Here is a 16,832-nt window from a genome sequence, read left to right on the forward strand (position 1 = left end):
CGACAACGCCAGCCCCACATCGTGCGCGGATACTTCGGCGGCCAGCACGTCCGCTACATCCTCGACGAGTGAACCCCATGAGTTTCTGATCAATAGTCCCTCAAAAGCGCGCGGAAAAACTCCGAGAAGAGGAGGGAACACGAGGTTGAAGCCACTTTGCATCGACCGATCCACGACCTTCGCCCTCCACGCCGGATAGCGGTCAACAAGCAGGCCGATCACGAGGCCAACACCAGGACTTCTGCTACGGAGACCGGCGTCGCAATTGGTAATCGGCAGAGCCCAATGACGAGGCGGATACCGATGAGGAGCAGGAAGCGTTCGGCGACGCCGATGGCGAAATTTGGCCTGCTCGATCTGAGGCCCAGAAAAGGCACCGCCTGAAAGCGTTCGAGATAGGCCGTACCCAGAGCTAACGACCTTCGACGCCGTTCGCCTGGCACCTCCGAGGTCAGAGAGGTGTTCCCTGTACCGGGGACAGCGGAAACGATTCCCAAAGCTTTTCAGGCTGCGGAAATCCGGGGTTGCCGAAGGGGCGGCCTCTACCGGTAGACGTCGATGACCAGGCGGTTCGGCTGGGTCAGATGGAAGATGTTGTAGCGGGTGGACGGACCGAGCGAGATACCGAATCCCAGACGCGCCGCGTGGTAGTACGTCGACTCGATGCCCTTGATCGTCGGCAGGTCGAAGGCCTTGCTCAGGACTGCACCGGCGGCGGGAATGGCGGGTTCCAGCGTGATGAACAGGTATGACGTGCCCGTGACGGTCAGGTACTCCGGCCTGCCCTCCGGGCCGTCGTACGCGCCTGTCGTGTTCGTCGACGTGCTGAAGACTCCAGTGCGGTTGGTCGCGAGGTCGAACACGAGGCGGTCGTAGCCCGTGTGTGTGGCTGCCCGGACCCCCATCACACAGGGGTCGGTTCCATAGCAGGTGACGGTTGACGTGAGGTCGGCCGGCGTCGAGGCGGATGCCGTCGCAGACGCGAGCGTTGAGACGAGAGCAGCGGCGGCGAGAGGCCCGGCTATTCGGCCCCACTTACGTCGTGATGAGCTCATGGTGGCTAACTCCTTCTCATGGGATCCCGGCCGGCACCCCCGATGACGGATGCCCCCCACTCAGGCACACGTGACGCGCGCACGACGACGGGCACGACCTCGAGTCGTCGCCCCAGCAGGGGCAATGCGGCCGAAAGGATGCGGTTTCATGGCCTGTTCCTGAGCGACAGACCCTGCTCACAAGGTGTGGGGGGCGTTCCAGCCAACTCGGAGTGATCATTTCCGAGGACACTGGGCAGGATCATCACCCTCTATTCCCGTCGACGCCAGGCGCGGTGTGGACCTCTGTCAGGTTGGCTGAATGACGCGGGAAAGGCGGCACTGGTGCCGATCGGAAGACCTGACAGAGTTTCCCCTCCTCCGTAGCGCAGCCGGGCCCGGTCGACAACGATGCCCTCCAGGCCCGCTTTTCGTCGCGTTGTCGCTGCCCTGGCCCTGGGCATAACCGCTGTCACCGCCACCAGTGCCAACGCCGCGCCCGTCGGCGAGCCGGGGCCGAAGCCCCCGGCAAAGATAGTGGAACTCAAGGGCGGAAAGGGTCTGAAGGTCGAGGCGAACGCCGAGGGGCGTTCCCTGGTCGAGTCCAACGTCGAGGTTGCCGCAGCGACCGCCAACGTGTGCGGATCCGGCTACACCATCTCCACGGGGGCCGCCCGCTACGGCACCTACGGCACCACGTACACCTGGACCAACGGCACCGAGACAGGCAGCTCTTACTACGACAGGCCGATCTGTGCCGTGTTCTTCAACGACACCGGCTACACCCGCTACATGGGCATCCGCCTGAACGACAACTACACCTCCACCCCTGCCACCGAGAACTTCGGCTCCTTTAGTTCCTACGCCGGGCCCGTTTACCAGAACCGGGGTTACTGCGGCAAGGCGTACTCCTACATGAAGGTCGGCAGCCAGGTTGTCGTTGACAACTACCTCCAGGTTGGGTCCTGCAACTGATGGCATCCCCCAGCGCACTGCGCCCCACATCGTGGGGCGCGGCACTGCTCGTCGTCGCACTGGTCACCGGATGTTCGAGCAGCGAGGGCTCTTCTCCTGGTTCCTTGCCTTCTCCTCCTGCCATGGAGAGCAGCACTCTCCGCACTCCGGAATCTCAGGAGCCCAGTCCGGAACCGTCACCGGCCATCAGCTACCTGGGGAAGACGAAGATCGTCACGATGGGTGATGTGGAGATCCGGGCCACCCGTAACGAGATCGGCATCAATGTCGCATGCAACGTCACCAATACCGCAAGAGAGACGCGGAACATCAGGGTCAAGGTCAGCATCGGTGACGGCAAGGAATGGGTGACGACCAACGAGTTCGACTTTCAGCAGGTGCCCGCCGGCCAGGTCGCTTCGGAATCCACAGTGATGGGCGCTTCCCATGCAGGCAACCTGCCGGACGATCCGAAAATCTACATCGACTCCGTCACACCTTACTGAGCCTTTTTCAACCTCACGCTGACGCGTGATGAAGGACGAGGACAGCCTGGACGATCGCTGTGATGCGGTTGGTGCTGCAGCGGAGCTTCCGCAGGAGGCGCCAGCCCTTCAGCGTGGCCATGGCCTGCTCGCCGAGGCAGCGGATCTTGGCGCGTGTGCTGTTGCGCCGGCGCTGCCACCGCCTGAGACTGCGGCCCCGGAAGGCCACTCGGATGGCGCCACCGGCGCCTTGATACGCCTTGTCGGCCCAGCCCTTGAGGTCGGCATCGGCGAGTGCTTCGACGATGCCGTGGGTGCGGGCGGCGGCGGTCAGGTCGTGAGTGGAGCCCGGCAGCGCGGGCGAGGCCCACAGCAGCCGTCCGAAGGGATCGGTGAGGACCTGGACGTTCATACCGTGACGTTTATGCTTGCCCGAGTAGTACGGACTGGCGGCGGCGATCCGGTCGATCGGCAGCAGGGTGCCGTCCAGGATCACGAACAACTTTGTCCGCGCGATCTGCATCACCTCGGCCAGGGTGGGCGCGAGGGTGGTCAGCACCTCGATGGCCTCGCGTATGTAGCGGTATACGGTCGCGATGCCGATGCCGAACCCGGCGGCGAGCTGGGCGTATGTGTCACCGCATTGCAATGGGCCAAGGCGAGCAGAGCCTGACGGCCGGCGGTCAGACGCCGCCATCGGGTCCCGATCTCCCCTCGCCGCACCGCAAGCCGTGCGGTCAGGCCACCGCAGGGTACGACTGGACAGGTCGATCGACGACGGGTAGACAAGCACACGAAGCTCCTGGTGGCTACGGGCGATCTTGGTCGAGAACCCATCTACCAGGAGCTTCGTCGTTCCGCAGATCCTTTCAATACGCGGCCAGCACCGTCAGGTTGGAAAAGACTCAGCTTGGCGGCGGGCCCCGGGGAGTCTTCGGTCTGCATGTTCTGACACTACGGTGCGGACGGGTTCTGTCGCCGGTCGGAGGGGTGTGAGCGCAAGGCGTTCACATGCAGTCGGTTGGGGCCATCTACGGTCACCCTCTGCGATCTTGCTGGAGTTGGTCCTACGTTTGGCTGGGGCCTGGAGTGCCATCGGGCTCTGGGGTCGGCGAGTGAAGGTGGGGCCGGTATGACGTCACTGTTCGAGCGTCTGGATCAGGAAGAGGCGGTCGTCCGTGGCGAGTTGGCGGCCCTACGCGACAAGATCGCTGCGTCCGAGGAGCGGCTGGCTCATCTGACGATCACGCGGGAGACGCTGTTGTCCCTGGTCGTCGACGAGTACACCAACCAGGGCCACGACTCCACGCAAGAGCCGCCAGAGGCCCCTGCAGAGGACCCGGTGGCGAATGCCCCTGCCGACGATTCCCGGCCTGCCGATGCAGAAGTACCTTCCAGCGGGGCCGCGCCTTCCGGCCCGCTGGAGTGGGAAGAGGCGCGAGAGCGGATTCTGGTGCTCCTTGCGGGGGCGGGGCGTGCGATGCATGCGAAGGACATCACCGTGGCGATCGGCGAGGACGTCTCGGACACGTCGAAGGGGCGGCGGGTGGAGACCACTCGATCCCGGCTGAAGGCCCTGGCGAAGGAGGGCCGGGTGGTGGAGGGTCCGACGGCCTGGTTCGCGATCGCTCCGACCCATGCCGGTGAACAGCGGCAGGGGGATACCCGGGAGTGAACCGGGGCCGCGAGCGCGCGGCAGGTGAGGTGGCACCGCCGAGGGACTACCAATCGACTCGGCGGTGCCGGGTGCGTGAGCGCCCGTCTGGCAGGTGGCTCTCGCGTGTTCGAGGGTAGTGGAGCTCTTCCCCCTCGATGCGCGGAGCCGCGAACTTCGTCATGCCCGGTCGCTGTTTCGTGTTTTCGGGCGTGGATCGAGGCTCAATTGCGTTCTCTTCCGATCGATGTTGATGCTGTGCGGCCACAGGTTGGCGCCGGTGAAGTGGGCGAGGCGGGCGACGGTCGCCACGTCCGGCCAGGACCGTCCCGCGAGAAGGTCGGCGACGGCCTGCCTGTTCACACCGGAGCCAGCGGCAGTCGCACGCAGGCTCAGGCCCCGGCCGTCCAGGACGAGGGCGAGGGTACGAGCGATGTGACGAACCGCTTCGGCGGCCGGGTCGGTGCTCGGCTGCTCGGGCCAGGCTTCCGGATTGCAGGTCAGCTCCCTGGGGGAGCGTGCGCGGGCGCGTCCGCCGACCATGCGCGCACCATCCTGTCCGTTGAAGTTGATCAGCTGCGGAATGGCTGCTTGTCCAGCCGGTATGCATGGACCGTGGTCCTTGATCCCGTCACGTCCGCGAAGATCACCCGCTACCGGCCCAAGAACGCTCCGCCCGTCTGGGCCGAGGTCTCGCCACTGGTGCGGACGATCGTGACCGCGACCGTGACGGCCGTGCCCTATGACGTGGAGCGGCTGCTGCACGTGGTCGGCGGGCTGGCACTGTGGGCAGAGGCGATGGGGATCGAGCGGTCCGCGGATGCATGGTTGCGCAACGAGGCGATCGACGCATTCGTGCTCTCGCGGACCGGGGACATCGAGCCGTCGTCGGTCCGGACCTACAGGACGTGGCTTCTGCGCGTACGTGACGCCTTGGCCTGGAGCGAGCGCGGCGAGGCGCCCTCGGCCCGGATGCATGCCGAGGCCAGCCCCTACCAGCCCTACACGGCGGCCGAGTTGGCGGGCTTGCGGCACTGGGCGACTCATTTGTCCCGGCAGCAGAGGACAGACGCGCTCGCGCTGCTGGGGCTGGGTGCCGGGCTGGGGCTGATGCCGAAGGAGGTCGCAGCCAGTCGAGGCGTTGATCTGCGGCGCCCTCGCCGGGACGGGCCGCTGTTGCACAAGGGCGTCAAACGGTTGGTCCCACTTGTCGCCCGGGCCGCATGGGACACGGTGTTGGGCGAGCTGGCGGAGGAGGCGGGTGGCGGGTACTTGTTCCGGCCGAGACGGACCGTCGAGTACTCCAAGAACCTGATCGGCTCCTGGTCCCTGATCCATCGGCCGCCGCGGGATCTGCCCGCTGTCTCGGTGGGCCGGCTGCGGGCGACGTGGATCGTCGAGCTGATGCGCGCGCATATCGATCACCATCTGATCGCCCAGGCCGCCGGGCTCGCATCCGCCGCGTCCCTGGCCCGCTGGCAGCACCTGGTGCCGCCCGTGGACGAGGTGACAGCGGCCCGGCTCCTGCGGGGCACGGAGGAGAGGTGACCAAGCCCCGGGCCTGGCGGAACCCGGAGAAGATCAGGAGGTGCCGGCCACGGCCGGTCACCGATGCCCACTTCGAGATCCCCGAGTCGAAGGTCGGCCAGCTCGATGCACTTCTGCACGAGTCCGGAGTGCTTGAACTGATCGACCCCGAGCTGCAAGGCCGACCGGGCCCGAAGGGGCTCCCGGTCCGGACCGTGCTGGTGGGGTTGCTTCTGGCGTTGCACTATCACCGCAGCGCCAGCCTCGCGGACGTCTGCCGAGTGCTGCTCGATGAGCTCCGTGCCCCCGCGCGATCGTGGCTCGGCGTCCCGGACGCCTGCCGTGCCGACGACCATGCCAGGATCGCGTTCTCCCGCCGCGTCTACCGCTCCTTCGACCGGCTGACGACCGCCCTCGACCCCCTGCGCTGCGACCGGCGGCGCCGGCTGCCGGCGGAAGAGGCCGCAGTCGTGGCCGCTGCCTGGGAGGACGCGGACGCCGAGCGCACACGTCGGCGGGAGCTTCTGCAGGAGGTCAGTGACCGTCTGGTGCTGATCACCGTCCGCCTCGCCCACCGCCGGGGCCTGTTCAAGGGCTGGCGGGGCGATATCGCCGCCGACACCACCCCGATTCCCGCCTGGCACCAGCCGGCCCGCGAACGACGGGGCCTGGCCTCCGTCGAGCTCACCGCCGGCTGGCACTACTGCGGAGGCTCCGAAGAAGGGATCTTCGGACACTCCGCCAGCCTCCTGGTCGCGGCCAGCCGACGCCACCCCGGCGGCCATCGGCAGGCCGGTGAACGTGTCAGCCGCCATCCGCAGCTCGCGCTCGGCCTCGTCCTGGACACCCCGGGCAAACGCATCGGCCCGAACGCGGTCCACTCCCTCGCCCAGCTTGCCCCGTTCGGCTTCCCCAAAGGTCTGCTGGCGGCCGACCGCGCCTACACCGACCAGATCACCGAGCACTTCGCCCAGCCGGTCCGCACCATGGGCTACCAGCTGGTTCTCGACTACAAGCAGCAGCACCGGGGTGTCCAGGGCACCCACCAGGGTGCCCTCCTCGTCGACGGATCGCTCGCCTGCCCCGCAATGCCGGACGCACTGGCCCGCACGACCGCAGGGCTCGACGACAAAGCCGTACGCGGCATCGGCGACAGCGACGAGCTCCGCGATCTGATCGCTGCCCGGGAGCCGTACTTCCTCAAACTCAAGGAGTCCGCGGACGAGCGGGGCGCGATCAGGCTCCAGTGCCCGGCCAGCGGACCCTCGCCCGCCGTGTCGTGTCCCCGCTTCAACCAGGTCCACCGCGTCCCGGCTCCGCGGCCGGTCGTGATGGACCTCACCAGCAAGCGGGCCACCGCCGCGCACAGCGCGGCCAAACCCACCGTCCCGATCCCCCAAGGCGAACGGCTCCGCCCCTTGCCCAAAGGCGAGCTGCCGCGAATCTGCCAGAAGCCCACGATCACCGTCCGGCCCGGTGCCCTCGGCAAGCTCGACAAGTTCCGCCAGGACCGGCACTACCTCCACCCCACCTGGCAGGACGCCTACCGGCCCGAGCGAGCGAACATCGAAGGTCTCAACGGCAGGGCCAAGAGCCACGGCATCGACATCTCCGACCCCACAAAGCGCCTCGCCCACGGACGCGTCGCACAGACCATCCTGCTCGCGCTGATGATCTGCAGCATCAACCTGAGCATCCTTTTCACCTGGCAACAGACCACCGGGTCCACGGAAGCGGTCGCCACCCACGAACTCGCCGCTATCGCCGGACCGGCGGCCCGGCCACCCGACGCCACCGGGCTGCCTCCGCCCACGGAGCAGGAAATCCGCGAGACCACCTGACACCCCTGCACCACAGATCGGGATCACGCACGCCCACCGGTAGCCCCAGAACACCCCATGGATCCGAACCACCCCGAAAACTCCAGGCTGACGACCGCCAGGCAACCGACTCCGGCACCGACCCCGTTCGGACAACGCCTCGAACAGACCCCGGAAACGCAGAGATCCCGCCCGATCTTTCGATCAGGCGGGATCTCGTAAACTCTTCCTGAGCGAACTCAAGAACAGCCGTTTGTGGACCTGTGGGGATTTGAACCCCAGACCCCCTCGATGCGAACGAGGTGCGCTACCAGACTGCGCCACAGGCCCTTGCGACGTGTGAAACATTAGCATCCCGACCGGCTCACGCAAAAATCGGTTTCGCCGCAGGTCACCGGGGACCGTCGCGGGCCCCCGGTGGGGGTCATTCGTTGGCCGCCCGGGGGCGGTCGTCCTCCGCGTACTGGTCGAAGAGGGGCGTGCGGCCGCTGTCGCGGCCCCGGCGGGGCGGGGCGGTGCGGCGGCGGGGCTGGGACGGGGACGGGGCGGGGGTCGGGTCCGCCGCCGTGGAGGAGCGGGCCGCGCTCCAGGTCTCCGGGTCCGTGATGTCGACGCCGCTCGACGCGCGCGGGGCGACCGGCGCGGTGACGTACGTGGGGAGCGGGACCGGGACCGGCTCCCAGCTGTCGCCGCGGGCCGGGCCGCGCTCGCGCTGCTGGTCCACCCACTCCGCGTGGTCGGTCTGTTCGACCAGGGCGCGCCGGCCCGCCTCCTGCGGCGACACGGGCGACGTCGAGACCGGCGCCTGCTCGGCCTCCGGCTCGGGCGTCGGCGTGGGCCGGCGGCTCTCGCGCAGCCGGGCGGCCGCCGCTTCCGCGCGGCGCCGGTCCATCACGTACACGAAGCGCCGTCGCTCCTGGACCCTCAGATGCACGATGTACGCGCTCAGGAGCAGCGCCGGGACCGCGGGCGCCCACAGGAAGGGGACGCCGCCGACGGCCGCGACGACCGCGCCGAGGCTGAACCCCGCGAAGAGGAGCGTGGTGGTGCGCCGGCGCCGGGCGAGGACCTTGCCCCGGCGGGCCCGCTCGGCCGCCGCGCCACTCGCGGAGGGGCGCGCCGGGGCGGGGGCGGGTTCCGGCGTCGGTTCCGGCTCGGGCTCGGGGAGTTCGAGGCGCGCCTCGGTCCTGGCCGCGGGCGCGGAAAAAGCCCGGACGTCGACCGAGCTCACATGCTCGGTCGTCGCGTCCGGGTCCACGTCGGGCGTCGGTCCCTCCGCCGTAAGGTCCCGCTCCTTGAGCTCCTTGGCGTACCGGCGCTCCATTCCCGCCCGTCCGGACAGCAGCCGGATGGCGGTGCTGAAGCGTTCCGTCGGACGGGCTTCGTTCAGCTCGTCCTGCCTGCGGAGCCACATCGGCACCAAGTAGGCGGCCCAGGCCCCGACGATGACTGCGTAGATGAGGCCGCTGCTGCTCACGCCTCACACGGTAGAGGGGTTCGCGGGAGGCCATCGGCCAATTGGCCCGGTGTGTCGCACGATCTGGCTGATATCACTGAACTTTTTTGTGATTGTTCAGATCGTTTGCGTGCCAACTACCGATTAAATTCGAACGTTTATGCCATTCGTGTCTGGCGCCAGCGCCGCAGCAATCCCTCCGGCACCTCCTCCACCGTCAGCGCGAAGACGAGATGGTCCCGCCACGCGCCGTCGATGTGGAGATAGCGGGGGCGCAGCCCCTCCTCGCGGAAGCCGAGTTTCTCCACGACCCGCCGCGAAGGGCGGTTCTCCGGGCGGATGCACACCTCCATCCGGTGCAGTCCGACCGCGCGGAAGCAGTGGTCGACGGCGAGCGCGACCGCCGTCGGCATCACCCCGCGCCCGGCCACCTCGCTGTCCACCCAGTAGCCCACGTGCCCCGAGCACATCGAGCCCCAGGTGATCCCCGCCACGGTCAACTGCCCGACGAGACGCCCCTGGTACTCGATGACGAACGGCAGCATCCGGCCGGCCTTCGCCTCCGACCGCAGATGACGGACCATCTGGCGGTACGTCGGCCGCTGCGCGACCGGGCCGCCCGGCGCCGGGGGCGGGACCGTCGCCTCCCAGGGCCGCAGCCACTCGCGGTTGCGCCGGTTCACCTCGCGCCAGGCCCGCTGGTCGCTCATCTTTATCGGGCGGAGGACGACGTCCCCGTCCACCAGGACCACGGGCCAGGGCGGGATCATGACGGTCTCGGGTGGTCGCCGCCGCGGATCTGGTCGACGGCGTGCCTGAGGAGCGGTTCCAGGACCGCCAGCCCGTCCCGTACCCCGCCGGGAGACCCCGGCAGGTTCACGATCAGCGTCCCGCCCGCCACGCCCGCGAGCCCGCGCGAGAGCGCCGCCGTCGGCACCTTCTCCCGGCCGTACGCGCGAATCGCCTCCGGGATGCCCGGGATCTCGCGGTCCAGGACCCTGCGGGTGGCCTCGGGGGTCTCGTCGGTGGGCGAGATGCCCGTACCGCCGGTGGTGACGATCGCGTCGTACCCGGCCGCGACGCCGGCCCGCAGCGCGGCCTCGACCGGCGCCCCGTCCGGGACGATCTGCGGGCCGTCCACGGCGAAGCCCGTCCGGGCCAGGCCCTCGGCGATCAGCGGACCGCCCTTGTCCTCGTACACCCCTGCCGACGCCCGGTTGGAGGCCGTGACGACCAGGGCCGAGTAGGGAGCGGAGAGGGCGCCGCCGACGCCGTCCCCGGGCGCCGCCGGAGCCTGCGCCTCGTGGCCGTGCTCGTGCTCGTGCTCGTGCGAGCCCGTCACCCGGCCCGCGCGCGTCACGACTCGCTCCGCGTCCAGTGGCCCGACTTTCCGCCCGTCTTCTCCTCCACCCGTACGTCGGAGATGACCGCGCCCTTGTCGACCGCCTTCACCATGTCGACCACCGTCAGGGCCGCCACCGAGACCGCCGTCAGGGCCTCCATCTCGACGCCCGTGCGGTCCGTGGTCTTCACCGTCGCCAGGATCTCGACCGCCTCGTCCGTGACCGCCAGGTCCAGGGTGACGCCCGAGACGGCGAGCGGGTGGCAGAGCGGGATCAGGTCGGGGGTCTTCTTCGCCCCCATGATCCCGGCGATCCGCGCCGTCGCCAGCGCGTCGCCCTTCGGTACTCCCTCGCCGCGCAGCAGCTCGATCACGCGCGGCGAGACGAGGACCCGTCCGCTGGCCCGCGCGGTGCGGGCCGTGACGTCCTTCGCGGAGACGTCGACCATGCGGGCCGCCCCCGCATCGTCGATGTGGGTGAGACCTTGCTGCGTGCTCATGGCCGTGACACTCCCGGTCGCTGTATGGGGACGACACCGTACCGCCACCCTCGCCCCCTCAGCCGAGGAGGACCACGTCCAGCTCGGTGCCCGGCTCCACGCCGGTCGTGGCCTCCGGGACCACGAGCAGGCAGTCCGCGTGGGCGAGGGCCGCGATGAGGTGTGAGCCGGCGCCGCCCACGGGGGTGACGGTGCCCGCCTCCGGGTCGTACGTGCCGCGCAGGAACTGGCGGCGGCCGGCCGGGGACGAGAGGGGCTTGTCGGTGGTGAGGACGGCCCGGGCCGTGGGTCTGTGGAGGTCCTCGACGCCCATCAGGGCGCGGATCGCGGGGCGGACGAACAACTCGAAGGAGACGTACGACGAGACGGGGTTGCCCGGCAGGGCCAGCAGCGGGATCTGCTCGGCGCCGATCGCGCCGAAGCCCTGCGGCTTGCCCGGCTGCATGGCCAGCTTGCGGAAGTCGACCTGCCCGTCGGCGGTCAGCGCCTCCTTCACCACGTCGTACGCGCCGACGCTCACCCCGCCCGTGGTCACGATCAGGTCCGCCCGGATGAGCTGGTCCTCGATCGTGGCCCGCAGCGTCTCGGCGTCGTCGGTGACGGCGCCCACGCGGTAGGCGAGGGCGCCGGCGTCCCGCGCGGCCGCGGCCAGCGCGAAGCTGTTCGAGTCGTGGATCTGGCCCTCGCCCAGCGGCTCACCGGGCTGGACGAGCTCGCTGCCGGTGGAGATGACCACGACCCGGGGACGGGGGCGGACCCTCACCGTGCCCCGGCCGATCGCCGCGAGCAGGCCGATCTGCGGCGGCCCCAGGACCGTGCCCGCCGCGAGGGCCAGCTCCCCTGCCGAGACGTCGCTGCCGCGCGCGCGGACGTGTGCGCGGGTCTCGGCGGACCGGTGCACCCGGACCTCGCCACCCGCGCCCTCCGGGGCGGTGCTGGCGGCGCGCATGCCGGTGGCCGCGCCCCCGCCCGTACCGCCGTCGGTCCACTCGACGGGGACGACGGCCTCGGCGCCGGGCGGCAGCGGGGCGCCCGTCATGATCCGGGCGGCCTGCCCGGGGCCGACGGTCGGCAGCCTGCCGTCACCGGCCGCGACGTCGCCGATCACCGTGAGGACCGCGGGGAACTCCTCGGTGGCACCGGCGACATCGGCGACCCGCACCGCGTACCCGTCCATGGAGCTGTTGTCGAAGGGCGGCAGCGCGACCGGCACCGTCACGTCCTCGACGAGGACACAGCCCTGCGCGTCGAGGAGTTGGAGCTCGATGGGTTCGAGCGGGCCGACCGTCGCGAGGATGTCGGCCAGGTGCTCGTCCACCGACCACAGGCCCCGCGACGGCCCCGCGCAGGGGTCCGCCGGGCCGTGGCCGTCACCGTGGCCGTGGTCGTCACCGTGGACGTGCTCATGGCCGTGGCCGTGGCCGCGCTCGTCGGACGGCGACGGTGCCGCGCTGCTGCTCAAGGTCCTACATCTCCTCGCTGACGTATCTCCGGAGCCAGGCCCGGAAGTCCGGTCCCAGATCTTCACGTTCGCACGCGAGTCTGACAATGGCACGCAGATAGTCCCCGCGGTCACCGGTGTCATAGCGGCGGCCCTTGAACACGACCCCGTGCACCGGCCCGCCGATCTTCTCGTCGGTGGCGAGTTTCTGCAGGGCGTCGGTGAGCTGGATCTCCCCGCCGCGGCCCGGCTCGGTCTCCCGCAGCGTCCCGAAGACGGCCGGATCCAGCACATAGCGGCCGATGATCGCGTAGCTGCTGGGCGCCTGGCCCGCGTCGGGCTTCTCGACCAGGTCCGTCACCTTCACGACGTCCGCGTCGACGGTCTCCTCGACCGCCGCGCAGCCGTAGAGGTGGATCTGCGAGGGCTCGACCTCCATCAGCGCGATCACGCTGCCGCCCTCGCGCTCCAGGACCTCCACCATCCGCGCGAGCAGCGGGTCGCGCGGGTCGATCAGGTCGTCTCCGAGGAGCACCGCGAAGGGCTGGTCGCCGACGTGCGGGGCCGCGCACAGCACCGCGTGACCGAGGCCGCGCGGGGCGCCCTGGCGCACGTAGTGCATGGTGGCGAGGTCGCTGGACTCCTGGACCTTGGAGAGGCGTTCGGCGTCGCCCTTCCGGCTCAGAGCTTCCTCCAGCTCGTAGTTCCGGTCGAAGTGGTCCTCCAGGGGACGCTTGTTGCGACCGGTGATCATCAGAACATCCGAGAGGCCGGCCGCGACGGCCTCCTCGACGACGTACTGGATGGCCGGCTTGTCGACGACCGGAAGCATCTCCTTCGGCGTCGCCTTGGTCGCCGGGAGGAAGCGGGTGCCGAGGCCGGCGGCCGGGATGACAGCCTTGCTGATCCGGCCGAGCCTGGGGAGCGACTGATTCATGCGGTGCACCTTAGCCGTTCGGAATGAGAGAAAGATGTGACTCCGATGAACTTCCTCCGCATTGCGGCAGTTAAGACAGGTATGAGCGTTTCGTGAATCCACCCGAGGCCGTCATGACACCCGAGATGTCCGAAAAGACCCTGCTGCGCAGTCGACTTCTGGCCGCCCGCGCCGCACTGAGCGCCGAATCCCTGGCGGACACGGCCGAATCCCTCGCCCGCCAGGGAGTGGAACTGGCCGAACTCGCCGAGGCGTCCACCGTCGCCGCCTATGTGTCCGTGGGCCGCGAACCGGGCACGCGCGCGCTGCTCGACGCGCTGCACGCGCGCGGGGTGCGGGTCCTGCTCCCCGTACTGCTCCCCGACAACGACCTGGACTGGGCCTCGTACGAAGGTCCGGAGCGGCTCGCGAAGGCCGGGCGCGGTCTCCTCGAACCGGTCGGGCCCCGCCTCGGGCCCGAGGCCGTCTGTTCCGCCGACGCCGTCCTGCTGCCGGGTCTCGCGGTCGACGCGCGCGGGATGCGGCTCGGTCGGGGCGGCGGCTCGTACGACCGGGTCCTCGCCCGGCTCGCGCGGGCGGGCACCGACCCGGCGCTCGTCGTGCTCCTGTACGCGAACGAGGTGGTCGCCCGGGTCCCGGAGGAACCGCACGACCACCCCGTGCACGCGGTGGTGACCCCGGAGGGGGTCACCCGATTCGCAGCAGCCGGTTAGGGCTTCAGCATCAGCGTGTCCTTCGTCGAGGCGTCCACCGCGGCCTTGCCGTAGGCCCAGTCGTAGAGCTCGCCCTTCGCCCAGGTGTCCGTCTGGTCGGTGTAGTGGTCGTCGAAGGCGTGGCCCGAGGCCCCGGTCAGGTTGACCCACCGGGACTTGTCCCAGTCACCGACGTTGACCACCATCCGCATCGACGGCACCCAGATGACCTCGTAGCCGCCGGCCGCGTTCCAGCCGGTCGCGTCGACCGCCGCCTCGCCACCGCCCAGGTTCCACGGGCCGCGGTTGAGGAGCTGCTGCACGAAGCCGGGGCCGGCGGTGCCGAGGGTCTGGTTCTTCAGGGTCAGCTGGTGCAGCCGGCCCCAGCTCCAGGTGGAGACGTCCTTGCCGAGCTTCGCGGTCAGCTCCCAGCGGGCGTCCTTCATGGCCCGGGCGAGGAGCTGGTCACGGGTCTCGGTGGCGGCGTCCGTGCGGTTGCCCGGGGTCGTCCACCACTCGCTCTTCTCCTGCTTGAGGAGCGGGCGGACCACCTCGTACCAGCGGTCGCCGCCGTCCGGCTGCGCCGAGTCGGGGTCGCGCTGGCCGCACTCCCGGACGAGCTTGTTCTGCTCGTCGACCGGGCCGGTGGCGTCCGCCGGGCGGACGGTGATGCAGTCGCCCTCGGCGCGGAGCTCCTTGGGCAGCTTGTCGCCGAAGGAGAGCTTGAGGACGTTGCGCCAGACCGCGTTGAAGTAGGCGGCGGCGGCCGAGTCGGGCTCCTGGGTGTAGTCCCAGCCCTCCAGGAGCTTCTGCGCCTCGCGGACGTACGGGTCGGAGATGTCGACCTTCAGCAGGAGCGGGTTGAGCAGCGTCGCGATCTCGCTGCGGTTGTCCGTCTGCATGGTCCGCATGTCGTCCGGCGAGATCTTTCCGCCGTCCTTGGTCTTCGACTCGATGAGGTCGTTGATCCGCTGGCTGCGCGAGCCGTAGCCCCAGTCCTTGGTGAGCAGCTCCGGGTAGGTCTTCCGGTCGATCACGGCCTGGTTGGCGGTGACGATGTAGCCGCGGTCGGGGTTGTACTCGTACGGCAGCTTCTCGAAGGGGATGTAGCCCTTCCACTTGTACGTGGAGTCCCAGCCCGGCGCCGGGAGGGCGCCGTCGCCCTTGGTGCGCTGCGGGATCTTGCCCGGGGACTGGTAGCCGATGTTGCCCTCGGTGTCGGCGTAGACGAGGTTCTGGGACGGGACCTCGAAGTTCTTGGCGGCCGCCCGGAAGGTGGTGAAGTCCTTGGCGCGGTCGAGCGCGAAGATCGCGTCCATCGACTTGCCGGGCTGGAGGGCGGTCCACTGGAGGGAGACGCCGTAGCCGGTGCCGCGGTCGGGGGCGGCGTTGCCGACGGGGGCTTTCTGGCCGACCTTCTCCAGCTCGGTGGAGCGGTCGGAGACGAGCGGGCCGCGGTCGGTGGAGCGGACCGTGATCTTCCGGTCCTCGCCGCCGGCGACCTTGATGATCTCGTCGCGGACCGTGAACGGCTTGACCTTGCCGTCGACGAGGTAGCCGTCCGGGCCGATCTTCTCCAGGTAGAGGTCGGTGACGTCGGCGCCGAGGTTGGTGAGCCCCCAGGCGATCTTGTCGTTGTGACCGATGATCACACCGGGCGTACCGGAGAAGGTGTAGCCGGCGACGTCGTAGCGGCAGGTCGCCGAGACCGAGCGGCAGTGCAGCCCCATCTGGTACCAGAGCGACGGCAGCTGCGGCGCGAGGTGCGGGTCGTTGGCGAGGAGCGGCTTGCCGGAGGTCGTGTACTTGCCGGCGACGACCCAGGAGTTCGAGCCGATGCCGTTGCCGTTGGGGCCGAGGAGCGCCGGGATGCCGTCGAGGACCTCGGAGAGCCCGCTGAGCTGGGTGTCCACATCGCCGCCGGCGGAGGAACCGGGGCCGGTGGGGTTGGTGCCCGGGGTGTCGCCCGTCGTCGATCCGTCGCCCTCGCCGGGCTTCGCCGCCGGGTCGAAGGCACCGGTCGACTCGTCGACCGCGCCCTTGTCGACGATCGGCTGGTGGAGCGCGTACGGGTACTCCGGGTACAGCTGCTTGATCTGGCTCGCGCTCAGCCGGCTCGTCATCAGCGAGCGGTCGATCTCGTCCTGCATGTTGCCGCGCAGGTCCCAGGCCATCGCCTTGAGCCAGGCCACCGAGTCGACCGGGGTCCACGGCTCGATCGCGTAGTCGTTGGTGAAGGACAGCGCCGCGTACTCGACGGAGACGTCCGCCGGGTCGCGGTCCTTGAGGTAGGCGTTGACGCCCTCCGCGTAGGCCGCGAGGTACTTCTTCGTCTCGGCCGACAGGACGGTGTCGTACTCCTGCTGCGCGACCCGGCGCCAGCCGAGCGTGCGCAGGAAGGAGTCGGTCTCGACCTGGCTGTCGCCGAACATCTCGGAGAGCCGGCCGGCGGTCACGTGCCGCCGGACGTCCATCTCGTAGAAGCGGTCCTGCGCCTGGACGTAGCCCTGGGCGCGGAAGAGGTCGGTCTCGTTGTCCGCGTAGATCTGCGGGACGCCGTTCGCGTCCCGCTTCACCTCGACGTCACCGGAGAGGCTGTCGAGCCGGATCTCGCCCGTGGTCTGCGGGAACGAGGCCCGGACGGTGCTGACACCCCAGTACCCGCCGAATCCGATGCCCGCGACCAGCGCAAGGACCAGGACGAGGAGGAGCAGGCGGGCGCGCCGCCCTTTCTTCTTGGCGGGGGGCGCGGTCGTGTTGGAGGGCATCGCTGTCCTTCGAGGGGCAGGGTGGTCCTGGAGTACGGGAGCAACCTTAGGCGCAGCCCCCGGAGGGCCCGGACTCGGTGTCAGGAAGAGAACCGTACTGATGAGCGACCTGTCGCAAAGGAGGCGTCAAGAAAACGTTAAAGATTAGGTAAGGTAACGAAGTGTCGGCCGCTGGAGGAACGATCCAGCTGCACGCGAGGGGAAGGATCGGCCACTGACTGT

Annotated in this window: 16 protein-coding genes, 1 tRNA gene and 1 pseudogene; 6 read left to right on the forward strand and 12 right to left on the reverse strand. The window is 69.5% G+C overall.

What is annotated here, in order from left to right:
* A partial coding sequence (locus ACWFR1_RS32425) for a hypothetical protein (protein WP_453557565.1) occupies positions 1-222 on the reverse strand: 222 nt, incomplete at its 3' end.
* Between the two features lie 320 nt (positions 223-542).
* The gene (locus ACWFR1_RS32430) at positions 543-1,055 is read right to left on the reverse strand and encodes an AMIN-like domain-containing (lipo)protein (protein ID WP_453557567.1); all 513 of its coding nucleotides are present in this window, start codon (positions 1,053-1,055) and stop codon (positions 543-545) included.
* A 516-nt stretch (positions 1,056-1,571) separates the two neighbouring features.
* Between ACWFR1_RS32430 and ACWFR1_RS32435 the strand changes: the two genes are divergently transcribed.
* Positions 1,572-2,009 carry a hypothetical protein gene (locus ACWFR1_RS32435; RefSeq protein WP_453557569.1) on the forward strand — a complete coding sequence of 146 codons (438 nt, stop codon included), beginning with the start codon at positions 1,572-1,574 and terminating at the stop codon, positions 2,007-2,009.
* Between the two features lie 122 nt (positions 2,010-2,131).
* On the forward strand, positions 2,132-2,494 hold the full coding sequence (locus ACWFR1_RS32440; RefSeq protein ID WP_453557571.1) for a hypothetical protein: 363 nt from the start codon (positions 2,132-2,134) through the stop codon (positions 2,492-2,494).
* A gap of 13 nt (positions 2,495-2,507) precedes the next feature.
* Here ACWFR1_RS32440 and ACWFR1_RS32445 read toward each other — a convergent pair.
* Positions 2,508-3,266, reverse strand: a pseudogene (locus tag ACWFR1_RS32445) (transposase family protein).
* A 339-nt stretch (positions 3,267-3,605) separates the two neighbouring features.
* Here ACWFR1_RS32445 and ACWFR1_RS32450 point away from each other — a divergent pair.
* Positions 3,606-4,148 (forward strand): hypothetical protein, encoded by a 543-nt coding sequence (locus ACWFR1_RS32450; protein WP_453557573.1) that lies wholly within the window; start codon positions 3,606-3,608, stop codon positions 4,146-4,148.
* Between the two features lie 159 nt (positions 4,149-4,307).
* Here the strand turns inward: ACWFR1_RS32450 and ACWFR1_RS32455 are convergent, their stop codons facing one another.
* The gene (locus ACWFR1_RS32455; RefSeq protein WP_453557575.1) at positions 4,308-4,670 is read right to left on the reverse strand and encodes a helix-turn-helix domain-containing protein; all 363 of its coding nucleotides are present in this window, start codon (positions 4,668-4,670) and stop codon (positions 4,308-4,310) included.
* A 72-nt stretch (positions 4,671-4,742) separates the two neighbouring features.
* On the opposite strand from ACWFR1_RS32455, the gene ACWFR1_RS32460 reads away from it, so the two are divergent.
* A complete protein-coding gene (locus ACWFR1_RS32460; protein WP_453557577.1) occupies positions 4,743-5,675 on the forward strand; it encodes a hypothetical protein in 933 nt (310 codons plus the stop codon).
* Complete coding sequence (locus tag ACWFR1_RS32465; RefSeq protein WP_453557579.1) at positions 5,672-7,495, forward strand: hypothetical protein; 1,824 nt, start codon at positions 5,672-5,674, stop codon at positions 7,493-7,495. The genes ACWFR1_RS32460 and ACWFR1_RS32465 overlap by 4 nt, the downstream gene beginning before the upstream one ends.
* Before the next feature lie 235 nt (positions 7,496-7,730).
* Here the strand turns inward: ACWFR1_RS32465 and ACWFR1_RS32470 are convergent.
* The 7 genes from ACWFR1_RS32470 to galU all read right to left on the reverse strand — a co-directional run bounded on the left by ACWFR1_RS32470 (position 7,731) and on the right by galU (position 13,150).
* Positions 7,731-7,804, reverse strand: a tRNA-Ala gene (locus ACWFR1_RS32470).
* Positions 7,805-7,898: 94 nt separating this feature from the next.
* Positions 7,899-8,951: a divisome protein SepX/GlpR gene (gene sepX / locus ACWFR1_RS32475; protein ID WP_453557581.1), complete on the reverse strand. Its 1,053-nt coding sequence runs from the start codon at positions 8,949-8,951 to the stop codon at positions 7,899-7,901.
* 137 nt (positions 8,952-9,088) lie between these two features.
* Entirely contained in the window at positions 9,089-9,700 is a 612-nt protein-coding gene (locus tag ACWFR1_RS32480; protein ID WP_453557583.1) for a GNAT family N-acetyltransferase, read from the reverse strand.
* The gene (locus ACWFR1_RS32485; protein ID WP_453557585.1) at positions 9,697-10,290 is read right to left on the reverse strand and encodes a MogA/MoaB family molybdenum cofactor biosynthesis protein; all 594 of its coding nucleotides are present in this window, start codon (positions 10,288-10,290) and stop codon (positions 9,697-9,699) included. Before ACWFR1_RS32485 ends, ACWFR1_RS32480 begins: the two co-directional genes overlap by 4 nt.
* Positions 10,287-10,772 (reverse strand): cyclic pyranopterin monophosphate synthase MoaC, encoded by a 486-nt coding sequence (gene moaC, locus ACWFR1_RS32490; RefSeq protein ID WP_453557587.1) that lies wholly within the window; start codon positions 10,770-10,772, stop codon positions 10,287-10,289. The genes ACWFR1_RS32485 and moaC overlap by 4 nt, the downstream gene beginning before the upstream one ends.
* 58 nt (positions 10,773-10,830) lie before the next feature.
* Positions 10,831-12,090: a molybdotransferase-like divisome protein Glp gene (gene glp, locus ACWFR1_RS32495; RefSeq protein ID WP_453557641.1), complete on the reverse strand. Its 1,260-nt coding sequence runs from the start codon at positions 12,088-12,090 to the stop codon at positions 10,831-10,833.
* Between the two features lie 148 nt (positions 12,091-12,238).
* A complete protein-coding gene (gene galU, locus ACWFR1_RS32500) occupies positions 12,239-13,150 on the reverse strand; it encodes a UTP--glucose-1-phosphate uridylyltransferase GalU (RefSeq protein WP_453557589.1) in 912 nt (303 codons plus the stop codon).
* A gap of 113 nt (positions 13,151-13,263) precedes the next feature.
* Here galU and ACWFR1_RS32505 point away from each other — a divergent pair, with 113 nt between their 5' ends.
* Complete coding sequence (locus tag ACWFR1_RS32505) at positions 13,264-13,863, forward strand: 5-formyltetrahydrofolate cyclo-ligase (RefSeq protein WP_453557643.1); 600 nt, start codon at positions 13,264-13,266, stop codon at positions 13,861-13,863.
* Here the strand turns inward: ACWFR1_RS32505 and ACWFR1_RS32510 are convergent.
* Positions 13,860-16,610 (reverse strand): penicillin acylase family protein, encoded by a 2,751-nt coding sequence (locus ACWFR1_RS32510; protein ID WP_453557591.1) that lies wholly within the window; start codon positions 16,608-16,610, stop codon positions 13,860-13,862. The genes ACWFR1_RS32505 and ACWFR1_RS32510 overlap by 4 nt on opposite strands.
* Positions 16,611-16,832 lie beyond the last annotated feature (222 nt).

The sequence above is a fragment of the Streptomyces sp. NPDC055103 genome (assembly GCF_053607625.1).

What these genes read in the sequence shown, in the direction of transcription:
- ACWFR1_RS32430 (WP_453557567.1), bottom strand. Translation starts at nt 1,055, where the DNA reads ATGAGCTCATCACGACGTAAGTGGGGCCGAATAGCCGGGCCTCTCGCC.
- ACWFR1_RS32440 (WP_453557571.1), top strand. Translation starts at nt 2,132, where the DNA reads ATGGAGAGCAGCACTCTCCGCACTCCGGAATCTCAGGAGCCCAGTCCG.
- ACWFR1_RS32450 (WP_453557573.1), top strand. Translation starts at nt 3,606, where the DNA reads ATGACGTCACTGTTCGAGCGTCTGGATCAGGAAGAGGCGGTCGTCCGT.
- ACWFR1_RS32455 (WP_453557575.1), bottom strand. Translation starts at nt 4,670, where the DNA reads ATGGTCGGCGGACGCGCCCGCGCACGCTCCCCCAGGGAGCTGACCTGC.
- ACWFR1_RS32480 (WP_453557583.1), bottom strand. Translation starts at nt 9,700, where the DNA reads ATGATCCCGCCCTGGCCCGTGGTCCTGGTGGACGGGGACGTCGTCCTC.
- moaC (WP_453557587.1), bottom strand. Translation starts at nt 10,772, where the DNA reads ATGAGCACGCAGCAAGGTCTCACCCACATCGACGATGCGGGGGCGGCC.
- galU (WP_453557589.1), bottom strand. Translation starts at nt 13,150, where the DNA reads ATGAATCAGTCGCTCCCCAGGCTCGGCCGGATCAGCAAGGCTGTCATC.
- ACWFR1_RS32505 (WP_453557643.1), top strand. Translation starts at nt 13,264, where the DNA reads ATGACACCCGAGATGTCCGAAAAGACCCTGCTGCGCAGTCGACTTCTG.
- ACWFR1_RS32510 (WP_453557591.1), bottom strand. Translation starts at nt 16,610, where the DNA reads ATGCCCTCCAACACGACCGCGCCCCCCGCCAAGAAGAAAGGGCGGCGC.